We start from the raw sequence: 17,430 nt of genomic DNA, 5'->3' as shown, positions 1-17,430 counted from the left end.
CGGAGCGAGGACCGCGCCACCGAGAGGACCCGAACGTGACGTTGCCCGAGACCACCACCACCGCCATCGCGAAGCGGAAGGGGCGCGACGTCGCCCCCGAGATCGCGCGCTCCTGGCTGCTGGTGAACGCCACCCGCACCGAGACGTTCGACGCCGCGCACGCGTCCCGCGCCGACCAGATCGTCCTCGACATCGAGGACGCGGTCGACCCCAAGGCGAAGCCCGACGCGCGGACCGACGTCGCGGAGTGGCTGACCGGCGAGAAGCGCGCCTGGGTCCGCATCAACGACCACTCCACCCCGTTCTGGTCCGACGACGTCGACGCGCTGAAGGGCCTGCCCGGCCTCGCCGGCGTCATGCTCGCCAAGACCGAGGCCGCCGAGCACGTCACCGAGACCTTCGATCGCCTCGGCGGCTCCACCCCGGTGCTCGCCCTGGTCGAGTCCGCCCTCGGCATCGAGGAGGCGGTCTCGATCGCCCGCGCCCGCGGCACCTTCCGCCTCGCGTTCGGCAGCGGCGACTACCGCCGCGACACCGGCACCAGCGCCGACGATCTCGCGATGGCCTACCCGCGCTCGCGCCTGGTCGTCGCCTCGCGCATCGGCGACCTGCCCGGCCCGATCGACGGCCCGACAGTCTCGAACAGCCACCCCGTGCTGCGCGAGCAGTCCGCGCTCACGGTCTCGCTCGGCCTCACCGGGAAGCTCTGCCTCGACACCGAGCAGCTCGCCGTGATCAACGAGGTCATCAGCCCGACGCCGTCCGACGTCGCCTGGGCCCGCGACTTCCTCGACGACTTCGAGGCCCGCGGCCGCGTCATCCGCGACGGCAGCGACCTGCCCCGACTGGGCCGCGCCAAGAAGATCGACAAGCTGGCCACGGCGTTCGGCGTCAACCCGCTGTGATCCGTCGCGGGGAGCGCGCCTCCGCGGCACACTGAGGGAGCCGCGGAGACCCTCCCGCGCAGGACGGAGACTCCGATGGGCGCGGTCAGCACCTTCCTCTGGTTCGACGACGGCGCGGGGGAGGCAGCGCGCTTCTACACGGAGCTGGTGCCGAACTCGCGGATCACCGGAAGCCAGGTGCTGCCGGAGGGCTCTCCGTCGCCCGGCGAGGTGCTGTCGGTGACGTTCGAGCTCGACGGGCAGCGGTTCCAGGCGATCAACGCCGGGCCGCGGTTCCCGTTCACCGAGGCCGTCTCGATCGTCGTGACCGTCGGCGGCCAGTCCGAGCTCGACCGGCTGTGGGACGCCCTGATCGCGGACGGCGGCGAGGAGAGCCGGTGCGGCTGGCTCCGCGACCGCTGGGGGCTGTCCTGGCAGATCGTGCCGGAGGTCCTCCCGCGTCTGCTCGGAGGCGCCGACTCCGAGGCGTCCGCGCGCGCTCTGCAGGCGATGCTCGCGATGAGCCGCCTCGACATCGCGGAGCTGGAGCGGGCCCATGCCGGCACGTGACTCCGCCCGCCCGCGCCGCTCGACCTCGCTGCGGCGCGCGTACCTCCGCGACTACCGCTACGCCTACGGCTCGCGCTTCGTGCACCTGCGGGAGGGCTGGGACGTGTCGCGGTACGCGTCCGGCGACGGCGCTCCGGTGCTGCTCATCCCCGGCATCTACGAGACGTGGCAGTTCCTCCGGCCCATCGCCGAGAGGCTGCACGCGGCGGGCCATCCGATCCACGTGCTGCCCGCGCTCGGCTACAACACGCGGCCGATCGTCGCGTCGGCCGGACTCGGCCAGGACTACCTGCGCGAGCACGATCTGCGCGGAGTCGTCGTCGTCGCGCACAGCAAGGGCGGCCTGATCGGCAAGCACATGATGGTCGTCGACGACCGCGAGGACGGGCGGATCGAGCGGATGATCGCCGTCTCGACCCCGTTCAACGGCTCGTCGCTCGCACGGATCGCCCCGGCGCGGGCGCTCCGGGAGTTCGCACCCCACCGCCCGCTGATCCGCACCCTGCTGGCTGAGCGCGAGGCCGACGCGCGCATCACGTCGATCTACGGGATGCGCGACCAGTACATCCCCGGAGGGAGCCGCCTCGCCGGGGCGCGCGAGAACATCGCGGTCTCGGTGGTCGGCCACTTCGCGCTGCTCTCGAGCCCGAAGGTGCTCGACCTCATCGCGGCCCGGGTCTGAGGCCGGACGGGATCCGCTGGGCTCGCCGCCCACGTGAGGCGCCTGCCGTGCGGCGCGACCTCGACCGGAGGACGGCCGCCTCAGCGACGGGCCGAGCCGCCCGCCGCGCTCAGGACCAGGGAGTGAGCAGCACGAGCGGGATCTGCCGCTCGGTCTTCGTCTGGTACTCGGCGTAGTCCGGCCACGCGGCGACCGCGCGCTCCCACCAGGCCGCGCGCAGATCGCCCTCGAGCACGCTCGCGGCGTAGTCCTTCTTCACGGGCCCGTCCTGCAGCTCGACGTGCGGCTCCTTGAGCATGTTGCCGTACCAGACGGGGTGCTCGGGCGCGCCGCCCTTGGACGCGACGACCACGTACTCGCCCTCGTGCTCGACGCGCATCAGCGCGGTCTTGCGGAGCTTCCCGCTCTTCGAGCCGACGGTGGTCAGGACGATGATGGGGCGGCCGCGGAGGAGGTTCCCCTCGGCTCCGCCGGTCCGCTCGTAGAGCTCCGCCTGCTCGCGGGCCCACTCGGACGTGCTGGGTTCGTACTCTCCGGTCAGCGGCATGCCTCCGATCGTACGGCCGCGGCGGCCCCGGTGGCCGACCCGCGTGCAGGAGGATGGAGCGGTGTTCTCCGCAGACCCGTTCGACCGAGCCCGTATCGCCCTCCTGCGCGACGATCTGATCCGCGCCCGCTACGGCGTGGACGCCGTGCGGGGGCTCTGGGGCGACGAAGCGGCCGAGGCGCTGCACCGCGGCGACCGGGTCCCCGCCCGCCGCGCCCTCGAGCGCAGCGGCGACCACGACGCGCTGGCCACCCTCGCCCGCCTGTTCCTCCTGGCCGATCCCGTCTCGGCCGACGACGCGGACGAGGCGTTCGGCGCTCTCGCGCTGGAGGGGGCGGTGGAGCTCGGCCTGGTGCGCGTCGAGGCCGGAGCCGTCGTCACCGCGGCCCTCGACCTGCGCCCCTACGACGTGGTCGACCAGCGCGGCGCGGCCTCCTGGTGGATCGCCTCCGACCTCGGGGAGCTCGCCCTCGGCCGCGCGCTCGACGAGGACCACGTGCTCGGCGTCGGCGGCGCGAGCCTCACGCTGACCGGCCTGATGATCCAGCGACCCGTCGGCCGCGTGCTCGACCTGGGGACCGGCTGCGGGATCCAGGCGCTGCACGCCTCCCGCCACGCCGAGCAGGTGGTCGCCACCGACATCTCCGAGCGCGCGCTCGCGCTCGCCTCCTTCACCGCGGCGCTCAACGGGATCGAGAACATCGAGTTCCGCCTCGGCAGCCTCTACGAGCCGGTCGCGGGGGAGCGCTTCGACCACATCGTCACGAACCCGCCGTTCGTCATCACGCCGCGAGCCGAGGGCGTCCCCTCCTACGAGTACCGCGACGGCGGGCTGGAGGGCGACGAGATCGTGCGCCGCGTCATCCTCGGAGCAGCCGAGCACCTGGTGCCCGGCGGTGTCGCGCAGCTCCTGGGGAACTGGGAGTACCGGGAGGGCGCGGACGCCTTCGACCGGATCGCGGACTGGCTCGCCGACGCCCGCAGCCCGCTGGAGCAGGCGCTCGAGGCGGGGCCCGAGGGGCTCGACGCCTGGATGGGCGGGACCGCCTCTCCTCTGGACGTCTGGGTCGTGGAGCGCGAGCGTCAGGATCCGGCGGTCTACGCCGAGACCTGGATCCGGGACGGCGGCACGACCCGCGGCCCCGCGTTCGACGCGCTGGTCGACGCCTGGCTGACCGACTTCGAGCGGCGCGGGGTGACCGGCGTCGGCTTCGGCTACGTCACGCTCCGCCTGCCCGAGCAGCCCCGCCCGCCGATCCGCCGCCTCGAGCGCATCACCACGCCGATGGCGACCGCGGGCCTGGGCGGCCACCTCGCCGCCTGCCTCGATGCGGCCCAGGCCCTCGCGTCGATCGACGATCGCGCTCTGGCGGGTCTCGCCCTGGTCGTCGCCGGAGACGTCACGGAGGAGCGGCACTACTGGCCGGGCAACGACGATCCGACGGTGCTGCGGCTGCGCCAGGGCGGCGGGTTCGCCCGGGTCGAGGAGGTCGACACGGCGCTCGCCGCCGTGGTCGGCGCCTGCGACGGCGAGCTCTCGGTGGCGGCGATCGCGGCGGCGGTCGCCTCGCTCCTCCAGGTCGAGGAGGAGGCGGTGTCCGACTCGGTGCTGCCGCGGGTGCGCGAGCTGGTGGCGACGGGGCTGCTGCGGCTGCCCCAGGGGGAACGCGGCTAGAAGAGGGTGGCGGAGTCCTCGACGGGGGGCGCAGCGGCCGCGGCAGGCACGGCGGCGGCCGTCGGCCATCCGGGTCCGGCGTCGACGGGCTGCCGGCGCTGGTAGGCGGTCGCGGCGCTCCGGGCGCGGACGTCGGCGGCCTCGTTCATCCGGTGGTTGGCGTGCCCCTTCACCCACTCGAAGGTGACCGCCCGGCCCTGCAGCTCCTCGTCGAGCGCCTTGATGATCTCGACGTTCATCACCGGCTTGCCGTCGGCCTTGCGCCAGCCCTTCCGCTTCCAGCCCGGCAGCCACTCGGTACAGGCCTTGATGGCGTACTGGCTGTCGCAGAGGATGTGCAGCGGCTCCTCCTCCTGCGCGGTCGCGCGCAGCAGCTCGAGCACCGCGGTGAGCTCGCCGATGTTGTTCGTGCCGTGCGACCAGCCGCCCGCGGCCCAGCGCTCGTCGTCGACGTACCAGGCCCAGCCGGCGGGGCCGGGGTTGCCCAGTGCGGACCCGTCTGCGGCGGCGATGATGCTCACGTGCGTCTCTCCTCGTGCTCTCGGTGCTCGCGCCGGTGCGGCGCCCTCCGAGGGTAGTCGGCGGGCGGGGCGGTCCGCGGCGCGCGGCGCGGAGTCAGGCGGAGGAGGAGCGGCGCGCGATCGTCACGCGCGTCGAGTACGGCATCGCGACGGTCCCGCTCCCGCCCGACTCCTCGTCCACCACGGCGTCGACCGCCGCGAGGACCGCGGCGCGCTCCTCGTCGGGCATCGCGATGACGGAGCTGCGGGACGCGAACATGTCCCGCACCCCGGCTCGGTCCAGCTCGAAGGACCACTCGAAGGCCGCGAACGCCACCCGCTCGAGAGCGGAGCCGAGCGGCGGCCGGAGCGTCTCGAAGCGCTCGGCGGTGGAGGCTCCGGCGACCTCGCCGAGCCGGCGCACCCAGGGGACCGACTCGTCGCGGATGTTCCACACCAGCGCGAGCACGCCCTCCGGCACCAGGACGCGGGCGACTTCGGCTCCCGCGCGCTCGGCGTCGACCCAGTGCCACGACTGCGCGGCGGTGACGAGCTCCGCGGAGGCGTCCGCGGCGGGGATCGCCTCGGCCGTCCCCTCCTCGGGGCGGACCCCCGGCAGATTCGAGGCGAGCCGCGCGAGCATCTCCGCGTCGGGCTCGACCGCGGTCACGTCGAGGCCGCGGGACGCGAGCGACGCGGTGAACTTGCCCGTTCCCGCGCCGAGGTCCACGGCGCGCAGCCGATCGGAGGCGTCGGCTCCCGCCGCGCGGGCCCGCTCCGGGACGAAGGCGCCCGCCACTCGCGCGGGGGCGTGCCCCACGATCCAGTCGACGGCGTCGTCGGGGTAGCCGGGCCGCCCGCGGTCGTAGGCGTCGACCGCGCTGCCGAAGGAGCGTCCGAGGCCGCTCATCGCTTCTCCGCCGCTCGCGCGAGCACGTCCACCGCGTAGCCGTAGCCGGCGATCCCCGCGCCGACGATCACGGCGATCGCGACGTCCGAGAGGTAGGAGTGCTGCCGGAACGGCTCACGCCGGTGCACGTTGCTCACGTGCACCTCGACCATCGGCAGCTCGGTCGCGAGGACGGCGTCGCGGATCGCGATCGACGTGTGCGTGTACGCCCCGGCGTTGAGCACCACTCCCGAGACGGAGCCGCGAGCCGCGTGCAGCCGGTCGACGATCGCGCCCTCCGAGCTGCTCTGGAAGGTCTCGACCGTGAAGCCGTGCCGCTCGGCCGCCTCCGCCGCCAGCGCCTCGGCGTCGCCGAGGGTGTCCGAGCCGTAGAGCTCGGGCTCGCGGGTGCCGAGCAGGTTCAGGTTCGGGCCGTTGAGGACGAGGATCGGCAGCTTCACGCTCCGACCCTAGCGCCGGCCGTCCCCGCGAGCGGGAGCGGCGGCAGCGCCGCGCGCAGGAGGATCAGCTCGCGCGCATGGGCGTCCAGACGCCGGTCCTCCTCGGTCCGCAGCTCGAGAGGCGGGACCGGCTCGGCCGCCCCGTCGGAGCCCCGCACCACGAAGACGCTCCGGCACTGCGTGGTCAGCTCCAGCTCGCCGGTCCGCGGGTCCCCGGAGCGCACGTGCACCGCCAGGTGCATGCTCCGGGCGCTCGTGTGGATGAGGCGCGCCTCCACCTCGACGAGGTGCCCGATGCGCACCGGACGGTAGAAGTGGATCCCCCCGGAGTAGACGGCCACAGAGTCGCGGCCGGTCCAGCGCTGCGCGACCGCGTCGGCCGCCTCGTCGATCCAGCGCATCACGATCCCGCCGTGGGCGTTGCCGCCCCAGTTGACGTCTCCCGGTGCCGCGAGGAAGCGGAACACGATCCGCGGACCGGTGCCCTCCTCGGTGTACTCCTGGGCGCGCATCACGTCATGCAGCCTCCGGCGGCCCTCGATGCGCGCGGCGGCGCCCTCGGCGAGGGACAGGTCCTCGATCGAGCGGGGCCGCCACTCCGGGACCGACCGCGGCCTCTTCTCGTCGTCGACGGCCACGAACACGAGGAGGCAGTGCGTGGCGTCCTCGTAGAGGCCGGTCCGCGGATCCGCCTGCGCGACCTGCACCAGCACGTGCATGCTCGTGCGCCCGGTGTGGATGACGCGGGCGGTCGCCTCGATCAGGTTGCCGACCGAGATGGGCCGGGTGAAGTGGACGTTGCCGACGTACGCCGTCACGCAGTAGCCACCGCTCCAGCCCACGGCGCAGGCGTAGCCGGCCTTGTCGATCCACTCGAGGACGCGGCCGGCCTGGGCGCTGCGGCCGTCGGCGGTGGCGTCCTGCGGGGCGGCGAGGAAGCGGAGCGTGATGCGGTCGGTCATGGTGCCCGTCGTCGTGGGAGCGGAAGGGGGGAGTGGACCCGCGGGGGTGCGAGGAAAGGGGGATGATCCGCCCGCGGGCCACAGGGGTGTCCGGCAGGAGCCGGCTCGGTCAGGGGGATCAGGCCGCCAGCGGCAGCTTCTCGGCGAGGAGCCGGAGCCGCAGGGCCTGGAGCTCGGCGGTCAGCTCGGGCGGCAGCCGGTCGCCGAACCGCGTGAAGAACTCCTCCGTGAGCGCGCACTCCTCCAGCCACGCCTCGACAGGGACGGAGAACAGCTCCTCCTTCTGGGCCGCGGAGAGCCGGAGCCCGTGCGTGTTGATCGCGACCGGCAGGTCGCCGAGGGGGCTCCGCCGCGCCTCCGCCAGCCCCTCCAGGCGGCGGACGAGCCACTGCAGCACCCGCGCGTTCTCGCCGAAGCCGGGCCAGAGGAACTCGCCGTCCGCGTCCTTCCGGAACCAGTTGACCTGGAACACGGCAGGCGCCGCATCGCCGAGCTCCGCGCCGATCGCGAGCCAGTGCGCGAAGTAGTCGGCCATGTTGTAGCCGCAGAAGGGGAGCATCGCGAACGGGTCGCGGCGCAGCTCCCCGACCGTGCCCTCCGCGGCCGCGGTCTTCTCGGAGGCGACGGTCGCTCCCAGGAAGACGCCGTGCTGCCACGAGGTGGCCTGCGTGACCAGCGGGACGTTGCTCGCCCGTCGGCCCCCGAAGACGATCGCGTCCAGCGGCACGCCCTCGTGGGCGTCCCAGTCGGCGGAGAGCGACGGGCACTGCGCGGCCGGCGCGGTGAAGCGGGAGTTGGGGTGCGCGGCGGGCGTGCCGGACGCCGGCGTCCACGGCTGCCCGCGCCAGTCGGTCAGCCGCTCCGGGACCTCGTCGGTCAGGCCCTCCCACCACACGTCGCCGTCCTCGCGGAGCGCGACGTTGGTGAAGATCGTGTTGCCCCAGAGCGTCTGCACGGCGTTCGGGTTCGAGCTCTCCCCGGTGCCGGGAGCGACGCCGAAGAAGCCCGTCTCGGGGTTCATCGCCCAGAGGCGTCCATCCTCCCCGCGGCGCATCCAGGTGATGTCGTCGCCCAGCGTCTCGACCCGCCAGCCGGGGATCGCGGGCTGCATCATCGCGAGGTTGGTCTTGCCGCACGCGCTCGGGAAGGCGGCGGCGACGTGGTAGCGCCGTCCCTCGGGCGAGACGATGCGGATCAGCAGCATGTGCTCGGCGAGCCAGCCCTCCTCGCGCCCCATCGCCGAGGCGATGCGCAGGGCGAAGCACTTCTTCGCCAGCAGGGCGTTGCCGCCGTAGCCGGAGCCGTACGAGACGATCTCGCGCGTCTCCGGGAACTGGGTGATGTACTTCACGGGGCTGCACGGCCAGGCGACGTCCTCGCGGGTGACGCCGTCCGCGTCGCGGAGGGGCAGCCCCACGGTGTGCACGCCGCGGACGAACGGGGTCTCCTCGGTGAAGGCGGCCAGCGGCTCGGAGCCCACGCGCGCCATGATCCGCAGGTTCAGCACCGCGTAGGCCGAGTCGGTGACCTGGACGCCCAGCTGCGAGAGCGGACCGCCGACGGGCCCCATCGAGAACGGGACGACGTACATCGTCCGTCCGCGCATCGCTCCGTCGAGGAGGGGAGCGAGCTCGGCCCTCATCGCGGCGGGCTCGCGCCAGTTGTTGGTCGGTCCCGCGTCGGCCTCGTCGGTCGTGCAGATGAAGGTGCGGTCCTCGACCCGGGCGACGTCGTCCGGGTCGGTGCGGGCCAGGAACGAGCCGGGCCGCCACTCCGGATTGAGCGGGAGGAGCGTGCCGGAGGCGACGAGCCGCTCGGTCAGGCGGTACCACTCCGCGGGGGAGCCGTCGCTCCACTCGATCGCGTCGGGCTGGAGGATCGCGGCGGTCTCGCGCACCCAGCGGCGGAGGGCGAGGGGCGCCGGCGGCACGACGGGCGCGGGGACGGACGTCGGCGCGGTCATGGTGCTCGGCTCGAGTCGGACGGTGTTGCTGTAGATGCTCATGCTGGCTCCGCTTTCGGTGGTCGTCGTCGACGGGGGTGGGGAGTCGCCGGCCGCAGCCGGGAAGAGGCCGGCCGGGCCGGGAGGGGCGCTCGGTGGCGCCTGAAGCCAGGATGGAGGAGGATCAGGAGGTATTCCCGGCGCTCAGGCGGTCAAGAAACCGCCTTTTTGCGCTTCCGTCACAACCGACCGCTGGAGCTCGCCGTGACCGATCCCTCGACACCTGCCCCGGGCTCCGACGCCGTGCTGCTCGGGCAGCGCCTGCGCCACTTCCGCACCCGGCGCGGACTGACCCTCGGGCAGCTCGCCGAGCGCGTCGACGTGTCGGGGAGCCAGCTCTCGCTGATCGAGACGGGCCGCCGCGAGCCGCGCCTCTCCCTCCTGCAGCGCCTCGCGGCCGCGCTCGGCGTCGAGCTGGCGGCGCTGCTCTCGGACGAGCCGCCGAGCGAGCGGGCCGCGCTGGAGATCGAGCTGGCGCGCGTGCAGAAGGGGTCGCTGTACCGCTCGCTCGGCTTGCCCGAGTTCAAGGTCAACAAGGGGCTGAGCACGCCCGTGCTGGAGGCGTTCCTCGGCGTCTACCGCGAGCTCGCCCGTCGCCGGAGCGAGGCGAGTGCCACACCGGAGGAGGCGCGCCGGGCCAACACCGCGCAGCGGCTCCAGCTGCGCGAGCGCAGCTCCTACCTGCCCGAGATCGAGGAGGTGGCGGGCGAGATGCTCCGCACCGTCGGGCACCGCGGAGGAGCACTGACCCACAGCTCCGTCTCGAAGATGGCCCGGCACCTCGGCTTCGAGATCATCCACGTCGGCGACCTGCCGCACTCCGCCCGCTCGGTGATCGACCTCGCGAACGGCAGGATCTACCTCCCGCCCGCCTCGATCCCCGGGGGGCACGGCCTGCGGGCGCTGGCGCTGCAGGCGATGGCGCACCGCCTCCTCGGGCACGAGCGGCCGGTGACCTACGCCGACTTCCTCCGCCAGCGCCTCGAGATCAACTACTTCGCCGCCGCGTGCCTGATGCCGCTGGAGCCGGCGGTCGCGTTCCTCCAGGAGGCGAAGCGCGAGCGGGACATCTCGGTGGAGGACTTCCGCGACGGCTTCGGCGTCACCCACGAGGCCGCCGCCCTGCGCTTCACGAACCTGCTCACCTCGCACCTCGACATCCGGATGCACTTCCTGCGGGTGCTGGGAGACGGCTCGATCCAGAAGGCCTACGAGAACGACGGGCTGCCGCTGCCGACCGACGTCACCGGGGCCGTCGAGGGCCAGGTGGTCTGCCGCTACTGGTCGGCGCGCTCCGCGTTCACCCGGACCAACCGGACGACGGAGTACTACCAGTACGTCGACACCCCGGCGGGGACCTTCTGGTCGGCGTCGCAGACCGGCACGACCGCCACCGAGGAGTTCTCGATCACCGTGGGCGTCCCGTTCGCCGAGGCCCGCTTCTTCCGAGGCCGCGACACCGACCGCCGCGAGCTCTCCCGCTGCCCCGACGAGTCCTGCTGCCGACGCGCCCCGTCGGAGCTCGCCGCGCGCTGGGACGGCAACGCCTGGCCGAGCGCGCGCCTGCACGCGCACGTGCTCGCGCCGCTGCCGTCGGGGACCTTCCCCGGCATCGACGACGCCGAGGTCTACGAGTTCCTCGACGCGCACGCCCGCGAGTCCTGACCCGCTCTCGCCTCACCCTTCCCCTTCCGCGAGATGCCACTTGTGACGGTCTCCTCCGGCGTGTCGCCCTCACAGGTGGCATCTCGCAGGAGGGGGTGTGGAGAACGCGAGCGGGGTGGGCGGCGGATCGGGCACCCTGCGGGGCATGAGCGAGCAGCAGCACCCCGGGGTCATGAATGCATCGACGAGCGGGCAGTCGCGACACGGTCTCGTCCGAGACTACCCGGTCGCCGTGTTCCGGGGAGCCCGTGCAGCGCTTGAGCCGGCCGATGTCGACGAGCGGATCGCCGCGTTCTCCGCTGTGATGCGGCCGGGCGAGTTCTTCTCCCACGGCACGGCAGCGCATCTGCTGGGCCTGCCGGATCGGCGGATGACCGCGACGAGTCCGCTCGACGTCTCGGTCGCTCCTCCGATGCGAGCCGCCCGACGGGTGGGCGTGCGGTCACACCATCTCTGGGACGAGGCGGTCGCCGTGGTGCAAACGCGATACCCGGCAGCCGACCCCGCTTCGACCTTCTGCCACCTGGCCGACTCCCGCCGTCTCGACGAGCTCATCGTCCTCGGCGACGCGATCGTCCTCCCTGATGACGAGGGACGCAGGCGCGGCCTGCGGGTCGACCTCCCGGTCCTCACGGAGCGTGCAGCGCGGTTCCGCGGGCGTGGCGGCCGGCGAGCACGCGAAGCAGCGGGCCACCTCCGGGTCGGGGCGGAGTCGCCCCGCGAGACCCTGCTGCGGCTCCTGCTGGTCAGGGCCGGGCTTCCCGAGCCGGAGCTGCAGGTGGAGCTGTCCGATGCCGACGGGTGCTTCGTCGCTCGGGTCGACATGCTCTACCGGATCGCGCGCGTCGTCGTCGAGTACGACGGTGACCACCACCGCACCGATCGTGCACAGTACGAGCGCGACATCGCCCGGATCGAAGCGATCGAGGCCCTCGGCTACCGGGTCGTCCGAGTGCGGGCCTCGGGCATGCTCGACCCGGACGCCACCGCCGCCCGGGTCTGCCGCGCGCTCGCGCTCTGACGACCCTCGCGAGATGCCACCTGTGCTGGCGACACGCCGGACGGAAGCGTCACAAGTGGCATCTCGCGGCGGGGGAGAGGGAGGGGAGCGCGGACGTCAGTCCGAGATGAGGGCGCGGGCCGTGCCCTCATCGAGGATGAGGTCGGTGATCAGGCCCGCGGCGAGGGCGCCGCGGAGGCCGGGCAGCTTGGAGGCCCCCGAGACCACGCAGATCCGGCGCGACGCGCGGCGCACGGTGGAGAGGTCCGGACCGCTTGCACGTTCGTTCATGGGGATGTCGTCCCAGCTGCCGTCGGACCGGTAGAACACCGTCGCGACGTCGCCGACGACCCCGGAGCCGCTGAGCGAGGTGAAGTCGCTCGGCTCCAGGTAGCCGCCGATGTAGACCTTCGAGGGGACCGCCGCGAACGGCGACCCGAGCCCGAACAGCGCCACGTCCATCCGCTGCTGCAGCTCCAGGACCCGTCGGGTGGAGCGCTCGCGCCACACCGCCTGCTTGGTGGTCGGGTCGTCGAAGAACGCCGGCACCGGGAACTGCTGGACCTTCGCCGCGTAGGCGTCGCCGAAGCGGCGGAGGATCTCGCTCGAGTAGTTGATGCCCGTGGTCTCGGTGTTGCCGGCGCCGTTCAGCTGCACGATCTGCGTGTTGTGCGTCTCCTTGGCGATCAGGTGGCGGCTGATCGCGCTCATCGTGGAGCCCCAGGCGATGCCGACGATCATGTTCGAGTCGATGAACTGCCCGAGGATCCTCGCTGCGGACAGGGCGACCCGCTCGAGCCGGTCGATCTCGCTGGTGTGGTCCGGCACCGGCACGATGTGCGCCGTGATGTCGAAGTGGGACCGCACCTCGGCCGAGAGGGCGCTCGCCCGGTCGAGGGGGGAGCGGATCTGGATGTCGACCAGGCCGGTCGCGCGGGCGTGCGAGAGCAGGCGCGAGACGGAGGAGCGCGACGTGTGCAGCTCGTGCGCGATCGCGTCCATCGTCAGATCCTGCATGTAGTACAGCTGGGCCGCACGCAGCGCGTCCCGCGTCTTGTCGGGATGGGTCGCGTGGGTCGTCTCGTCGAGTTCGACGACCGGTCTCACCGGGGTCATAGCGCTCCCTGCACGGATTTCCACCCGTCTTGACCGGATGTGTTGTCGGGTCAAGGATGGCTGTATTCCTCCGCGAAATCAATCGGTCATCTCCCCGGTGCACGCTGGTGCGGAGGCCTCGACGACACCCCTACGACACGAAGGCGAGTACGAAGTGGCACAGTCCGACGGAACTCCCGGAAACTCCGCTCTGCGCGAGAGCGTCGCTGCTCTCCGCGACAACCCCCGCGCCACGGTCCTGGTCATCGGCGGTGGCATCAACGGCATCGGGACCTTCCGCGAGCTCGCGCTCAACGGCGTCGACGTCGCCCTCGTCGAGCGCGGCGACTACGTCTCCGGTGCCTCGAGCGCCTCGAGCCACATGATCCACGGCGGCATCCGCTACCTCGAGAACGGCGAGTTCCGACTCGTCAACGAGGGCGTGCACGAGCGCAACGGCCTGCTGAAGATCGCTCCCCATTACGTGAAGCCGCTGCAGACGACGATCCCGATCTACTCGACGTTCTCGGGCATCCTCGCGGCTCCGCTGCGCTTCCTGACCCACAAGTCGGGCAAGCCGCAGGAGCGCGGTGCGCTGCTGATCAAGGTCGGCCTCACGATGTACGATTTCTTCTCCCGCGACGGCGGCACGGTCCCGCGCCACCAGTTCCACGGGCGCAAGCGCTCGCTGAACGAGCTCCCCAAGCTCGACCCGAAGATCAAGTACACCGCCACCTACTTCGACGCCTCCGTGCACGAGCCCGAGCGCCTCGCGCTCGACGTGCTCCACGACGCGCTGATCGGCGGCAGGAAGGCCCGCGCGGCCAACTACGTCGAGGCCGTCGGCGCCGACGAGAAGGGCGTCGTCCTCCGCGACCGCGAGTCCGGCGAGGAGTTCACCTTCGCGGCGGACGTCGTCGTCAACGTCTCCGGACCGTGGACCGACTTCACCAACACGGCCCTCGGCACGTCCACGAAATTCATGGGCGGCACCAAGGGCTCGCACATCGTGCTCGACAACCCCGAGCTGGTCGAGGCCTGCGAGGGTCGCGAGATGTTCTTCGAGCACAGCGACGGACGCATCGTCCTCATCTACCCGCTCAAGGGCCGCGTGATGGTCGGCACGACCGACATCGACGCCGACCCCACGAAGCCGGCGGTGTGCACGGAGGAGGAGATCGACTACTTCTTCGAGCTCGTCAACCACGTCTTCCCGGCCATCCGCGTGGACCGTTCGCAGATCGTCTTCAAGTTCTCCGGCATCCGCCCGCTGCCCCGCCACGACGACGAGGCCCCGGGCTTCGTCTCCCGCGACTACCGCATCGAGCCCTCGACGCTCCCCGGCAACGGCTCGCCCGTGCTCAGCCTGGTCGGCGGCAAGTGGACGACGTTCCGCGCCCTGTCGGAGCACCTCTCGAACGAGGTCTTCAAGCGGATCGGCGTGACCCGTCGCGTCTCCACCGTGAAGACCCCCATCGGAGGCGGCAAGGGCTTCCCGCGCACCGACGCGTCCCGCGCGCAGTGGATCAGCCAGCACCGCTCCGGGCTCTCCTCGGCCCGCACGGGCCAGCTGCTCGAGCGCTACGGCACCCGCGCGCAGGAGGTCATCGAGGCCCTGGCCGACGGACACGACGAGGCGCTCGACTTCGACAAGGACTTCACCACCGGTGAGATCCGCTACCTCGCCCAGCGCGAGAGCGTGGTGCACCTCATCGACCTGGTGATGCGCCGCACCAACCACGCCTTCACGGGCGGCCTGAGCCGCGAGCTCCTCGAGGAGCTCGCCGAGCACACGGGCGCCGTGCTGGGCTGGGACGACGCCGCCCGCGCGTCGGAGGTCGACGCGACCATCGCGCACCTCAAGGAGTACAACGGCGTCGACGTCGGGGGCACCTCGGTGCAGACCCCGACGGCCGTGCCCGCCTCCTGATCGGCGATCAGGCGCGGATCGACGGAAGCCCCGGACCGAGGATCACCTCGACCGGGGCTTCCGTCGTGACAACGCACAAACGTGCACGCGCCGTTCCTTGTCGCTAGGACAGGGCGCCGATAACTTCACACCGTTGGGCATCGAAGCCCGCCGCGGACGCCTGTGCGCGTCCGTCTTACGAAAAGGAAAAGGTCAACGTGGACAATCTCGGAGTGGTCTTCCTCGCCGAAGTCGTGGGAACGGCCATGCTCGTGCTCCTCGGCTGCGGTGTCGTCGCCAACGTCGCGCTCGTGAAGAGCAAGGGTCTCAACGGCGGAACCCTCATGGTCAACATCGGCTGGGGCTTCGCGGTCTTCGCCGGTGTGATCGTCTCGTACAACTCGGGGGCGCACCTCAACCCCGCGGTCACCCTGGGCCTCGTCGCGAGTGGAGCGACCGAGTTCGGTTCCGGCGTGCCCGTCAACATCGTCTCGATCCTCGTCTACATCCTCGCCCAGATGATCGGTGCGATCCTCGGTGCCGTCTTCTGCTGGCTCGCCTACAAGCAGCACTTCGACGAGGAGCCCGACGCGGCCAACAAGCTCGGCGTCTTCTCGACCGGCCCGGCGATCCGCTCGTACGGCTGGAACTTCGTCACCGAGGTCATCGGCACCTTCGTCCTCGTCTTCGTCGTCATCGGCTTCGGCGGCGGACGTCAGGGCGACGGCGGTCTGGCCGCGCTCGGCGCGCTGCCCGTCGCCATCCTGGTGATCGCGATCGGCGCCTCCCTCGGCGGCCCGACCGGCTACGCCATCAACCCCGCCCGCGACCTCGGCCCCCGCATCGCGCACGCGCTGCTGCCGATCAAGGGCAAGGGCTCGAGCGACTGGAGCTACGCCTGGGTGCCCGTCGCCGGCCCGATCGTCGGTGGAGTGCTCGCGGGCCTCGCCTCGCTCGTGCTGCTCCCGGTCCTCTAGACCGCCGCGCTTCCTTTCACCCCCGTTACGAAGGAGTAATCATTCATGGCTGACTACGTCATCGCTATCGACCAGGGGACCACGTCGTCCCGCGCGATCATCTTCGACAAGAAGGGATCGATCGTCTCCACCGGCCAGAAGGAGCACGAGCAGATCTTCCCGCGCGCCGGCTGGGTCGAGCACGACCCGATCGAGATCTGGAACAACGTCCGCGAGGTGATCGGCCAGGCTCTCTCCCGCGCCGACCTGACCCGCCACGACATCGCCTCCGTCGGCATCACCAACCAGCGCGAGACCGCTGTCGTCTGGGACAGGACGACCGGCAAGCCGGTCTACAACGCGATCGTCTGGCAGGACACCCGCACCCAGTCGATCGTCGACCGCCTCGCGGGCGACGAGGGCGCTGACCGCTTCAAGTCGATCGTGGGCCTCCCGCTCGCGACCTACTTCTCCGGCACCAAGATCGTCTGGATCCTCGAGAACGTCGAGGGTGCTCGCGAGAAGGCCGAGGCGGGCGACCTGATCTTCGGCACGACGGACACCTGGGTCCTCTGGAACCTGACCGGCGGCATCGACGGCGGCGTCCACAAGACCGACGTCACCAACGCCTCCCGCACCCTGTTCCTCGACCTCGAGACCCTCGAGTGGCGCGACGACATCCTCGAGGCCTTCGGGGTCCCGAAGTCGATGCTCCCCGAGGTCTGCTCCTCCTCCGAGGTCTACGGCCACGTCGAGTCCTCGTCGCTGCTGCGCGAGGTCCCGATCGCCGGCATCCTCGGCGACCAGCAGGCCGCGACCTTCGGCCAGGCGGCGTTCGATCCGGGCGAGGCGAAGAACACCTACGGCACCGGCAACTTCCTGATCTTCAACACGGGCACCGAGATCGTCCACTCGAAGAACGGTCTGCTCACCACCATCGGCTACAAGCTCGGCGACGGCGAGGTGCACTACGCGCTCGAGGGCTCGATCGCGGTCTCCGGCTCGCTGATCCAGTGGCTGCGCGACAACCTGGGCCTCATCGGCTCGGCCCCCGAGGTCGAGGCGCTGGCCGCCACGGTCGAGGACAACGGAGGCGCGTACTTCGTCCCCGCCTTCTCGGGTCTGTTCGCCCCCTACTGGCGCTCCGACGCCCGCGGAGCCCTCGTCGGCCTCACCCGCTACGTCAACAAGGGCCACATCGCCCGCGCCGCGCTCGAGGCGACCGCCTTCCAGACCCGCGAGGTCCTGGACGCGGTCAACGCCGACTCCGGCGTCCCCCTGCAGGAGCTCAAGGTCGACGGCGGAATGATCGCCAACAACCTGCTCATGCAGTTCCAGGCCGACATCCTCGGCGTCCCGGTCGTCCGACCGGTCGTCGCGGAGACCACCGCGCTCGGAGCGGCCTACGCGGCCGGACTCGCGGTCGGCTTCTGGGAGAACCTCGACGACCTGCGCCAGAACTGGCAGGAGGACTCGCGCTGGACCCCGCAGATGGACCAGGACGAGGCCGCCCGCCAGTACCGCCTCTGGAAGAAGGCCGTCACCAAGACCTTCGACTGGATCGACGAGGACGTGCAGTAGTTCCTTCCGCGGCAGTCCCTGCCTGCCGCGGCGCGGTCGGCTCATCGAGGTG

16 protein-coding genes are annotated in these 17,430 nt (G+C 71.9%); 9 read left to right on the top strand and 7 right to left on the bottom strand.

Translation table 11 applies throughout. The features are described 5' to 3' along the window. The first annotated feature begins 41 nt into the window (after positions 1–41). The 3 genes from C5C49_RS03250 to C5C49_RS03240 all read left to right on the top strand — a co-directional run bounded on the left by C5C49_RS03250 (position 42) and on the right by C5C49_RS03240 (position 2,136). Positions 42–905 (top strand): CoA ester lyase, encoded by an 864-nt coding sequence (locus tag C5C49_RS03250; RefSeq protein WP_208543400.1) that lies wholly within the window; start codon positions 42–44, stop codon positions 903–905. Between the two features lie 75 nt (positions 906–980). Beyond that, positions 981–1,454, top strand: coding sequence for a VOC family protein (locus C5C49_RS03245; RefSeq protein WP_104329315.1), 474 nt, complete (start codon positions 981–983; stop codon positions 1,452–1,454). Next, entirely contained in the window at positions 1,441–2,136 is a 696-nt protein-coding gene (locus C5C49_RS03240; RefSeq protein ID WP_104223206.1) for a triacylglycerol lipase, read from the top strand. Before C5C49_RS03245 ends, C5C49_RS03240 begins: the two co-directional genes overlap by 14 nt. 109 nt (positions 2,137–2,245) lie before the next feature. Here the strand turns inward: C5C49_RS03240 and C5C49_RS03235 are convergent, their stop codons facing one another. After that, entirely contained in the window at positions 2,246–2,683 is a 438-nt protein-coding gene (locus C5C49_RS03235; RefSeq protein WP_104223205.1) for a nitroreductase family deazaflavin-dependent oxidoreductase, read from the bottom strand. 61 nt (positions 2,684–2,744) lie between these two features. Between C5C49_RS03235 and C5C49_RS03230 the strand changes: the two genes are divergently transcribed. Then, complete coding sequence (locus tag C5C49_RS03230) at positions 2,745–4,358, top strand: methyltransferase (RefSeq protein ID WP_258068360.1); 1,614 nt, start codon at positions 2,745–2,747, stop codon at positions 4,356–4,358. On the opposite strand, the gene C5C49_RS03225 is transcribed toward C5C49_RS03230, so the two are convergent. The 5 genes from C5C49_RS03225 to C5C49_RS03205 all read right to left on the bottom strand — a co-directional run bounded on the left by C5C49_RS03225 (position 4,355) and on the right by C5C49_RS03205 (position 9,133). Beyond that, the gene (locus tag C5C49_RS03225; protein WP_104232847.1) at positions 4,355–4,879 is read right to left on the bottom strand and encodes a ribonuclease H; all 525 of its coding nucleotides are present in this window, start codon (positions 4,877–4,879) and stop codon (positions 4,355–4,357) included. The genes C5C49_RS03230 and C5C49_RS03225 overlap by 4 nt on opposite strands. Positions 4,880–4,973: 94 nt before the next feature. Further along, the gene (locus C5C49_RS03220; RefSeq protein WP_104261096.1) at positions 4,974–5,768 is read right to left on the bottom strand and encodes a class I SAM-dependent methyltransferase; all 795 of its coding nucleotides are present in this window, start codon (positions 5,766–5,768) and stop codon (positions 4,974–4,976) included. Beyond that, positions 5,765–6,208, bottom strand: a complete 444-nt coding sequence (gene aroQ / locus C5C49_RS03215) for a type II 3-dehydroquinate dehydratase (protein ID WP_104345389.1) — start codon at positions 6,206–6,208, stop codon at positions 5,765–5,767. The genes C5C49_RS03220 and aroQ overlap by 4 nt, the downstream gene beginning before the upstream one ends. Further along, positions 6,205–7,170, bottom strand: a complete 966-nt coding sequence (locus C5C49_RS03210) for an acyl-CoA thioesterase (protein WP_104345388.1) — start codon at positions 7,168–7,170, stop codon at positions 6,205–6,207. Before C5C49_RS03210 ends, aroQ begins: the two co-directional genes overlap by 4 nt. Before the next feature lie 118 nt (positions 7,171–7,288). Continuing rightward, complete coding sequence (locus C5C49_RS03205; protein ID WP_104345427.1) at positions 7,289–9,133, bottom strand: phosphoenolpyruvate carboxykinase (GTP); 1,845 nt, start codon at positions 9,131–9,133, stop codon at positions 7,289–7,291. A gap of 243 nt (positions 9,134–9,376) precedes the next feature. Here C5C49_RS03205 and C5C49_RS03200 point away from each other — a divergent pair, with 243 nt between their 5' ends. Both C5C49_RS03200 and C5C49_RS03195 read left to right on the top strand, forming a co-directional pair. Further along, on the top strand, positions 9,377–10,837 hold the full coding sequence (locus C5C49_RS03200) for a helix-turn-helix domain-containing protein (protein WP_104223199.1): 1,461 nt from the start codon (positions 9,377–9,379) through the stop codon (positions 10,835–10,837). A 145-nt stretch (positions 10,838–10,982) separates the two neighbouring features. Then, the gene (locus tag C5C49_RS03195) at positions 10,983–11,858 is read left to right on the top strand and encodes an endonuclease domain-containing protein (protein WP_219814565.1); all 876 of its coding nucleotides are present in this window, start codon (positions 10,983–10,985) and stop codon (positions 11,856–11,858) included. Positions 11,859–11,954: 96 nt separating this feature from the next. Here the strand turns inward: C5C49_RS03195 and C5C49_RS03190 are convergent, their stop codons facing one another. Beyond that, on the bottom strand, positions 11,955–12,953 hold the full coding sequence (locus C5C49_RS03190; protein WP_104223198.1) for a sugar-binding transcriptional regulator: 999 nt from the start codon (positions 12,951–12,953) through the stop codon (positions 11,955–11,957). A gap of 154 nt (positions 12,954–13,107) precedes the next feature. On the opposite strand from C5C49_RS03190, the gene C5C49_RS03185 reads away from it, so the two are divergent. The 3 genes from C5C49_RS03185 to glpK all read left to right on the top strand — a co-directional run bounded on the left by C5C49_RS03185 (position 13,108) and on the right by glpK (position 17,378). After that, positions 13,108–14,862 carry a glycerol-3-phosphate dehydrogenase/oxidase gene (locus C5C49_RS03185; RefSeq protein WP_258061232.1) on the top strand — a complete coding sequence of 585 codons (1,755 nt, stop codon included), beginning with the start codon at positions 13,108–13,110 and terminating at the stop codon, positions 14,860–14,862. A gap of 245 nt (positions 14,863–15,107) precedes the next feature. Next, positions 15,108–15,818: an MIP/aquaporin family protein gene (locus tag C5C49_RS03180; RefSeq protein WP_374952909.1), complete on the top strand. Its 711-nt coding sequence runs from the start codon at positions 15,108–15,110 to the stop codon at positions 15,816–15,818. 45 nt (positions 15,819–15,863) lie between these two features. Continuing rightward, the gene (gene glpK / locus C5C49_RS03175) at positions 15,864–17,378 is read left to right on the top strand and encodes a glycerol kinase GlpK (protein ID WP_104226427.1); all 1,515 of its coding nucleotides are present in this window, start codon (positions 15,864–15,866) and stop codon (positions 17,376–17,378) included. The last annotated feature ends 52 nt before the right edge of the window (positions 17,379–17,430 follow it).

Origin of the sequence: Rathayibacter sp. AY1E2 (assembly GCF_002932325.1) — a bacterium.
Taxonomy (GTDB): domain Bacteria; phylum Actinomycetota; class Actinomycetes; order Actinomycetales; family Microbacteriaceae; genus Rathayibacter.
The sequence above is the reverse complement of the archived record's forward strand: the minus strand, read 5'-3'. Positions and strand labels throughout refer to the sequence as shown.

Excerpts from the sequence above, each read along its gene's own strand:
- C5C49_RS03245 (WP_104329315.1), top strand. The coding sequence starts at position 981 with ATGGGCGCGGTCAGCACCTTCCTCTGGTTCGACGACGGCGCGGGGGAG.
- C5C49_RS03240 (WP_104223206.1), top strand. The coding sequence starts at position 1,441 with ATGCCGGCACGTGACTCCGCCCGCCCGCGCCGCTCGACCTCGCTGCGG.
- C5C49_RS03235 (WP_104223205.1), bottom strand. The coding sequence starts at position 2,683 with ATGCCGCTGACCGGAGAGTACGAACCCAGCACGTCCGAGTGGGCCCGC.
- C5C49_RS03220 (WP_104261096.1), bottom strand. The coding sequence starts at position 5,768 with ATGAGCGGCCTCGGACGCTCCTTCGGCAGCGCGGTCGACGCCTACGAC.
- C5C49_RS03210 (WP_104345388.1), bottom strand. The coding sequence starts at position 7,170 with ATGACCGACCGCATCACGCTCCGCTTCCTCGCCGCCCCGCAGGACGCC.
- C5C49_RS03205 (WP_104345427.1), bottom strand. The coding sequence starts at position 9,133 with ATGACCGCGCCGACGTCCGTCCCCGCGCCCGTCGTGCCGCCGGCGCCC.
- C5C49_RS03195 (WP_219814565.1), top strand. The coding sequence starts at position 10,983 with ATGAGCGAGCAGCAGCACCCCGGGGTCATGAATGCATCGACGAGCGGG.
- C5C49_RS03190 (WP_104223198.1), bottom strand. The coding sequence starts at position 12,953 with ATGACCCCGGTGAGACCGGTCGTCGAACTCGACGAGACGACCCACGCG.
- C5C49_RS03180 (WP_374952909.1), top strand. The coding sequence starts at position 15,108 with ATGCTCGTGCTCCTCGGCTGCGGTGTCGTCGCCAACGTCGCGCTCGTG.
- glpK (WP_104226427.1), top strand. The coding sequence starts at position 15,864 with ATGGCTGACTACGTCATCGCTATCGACCAGGGGACCACGTCGTCCCGC.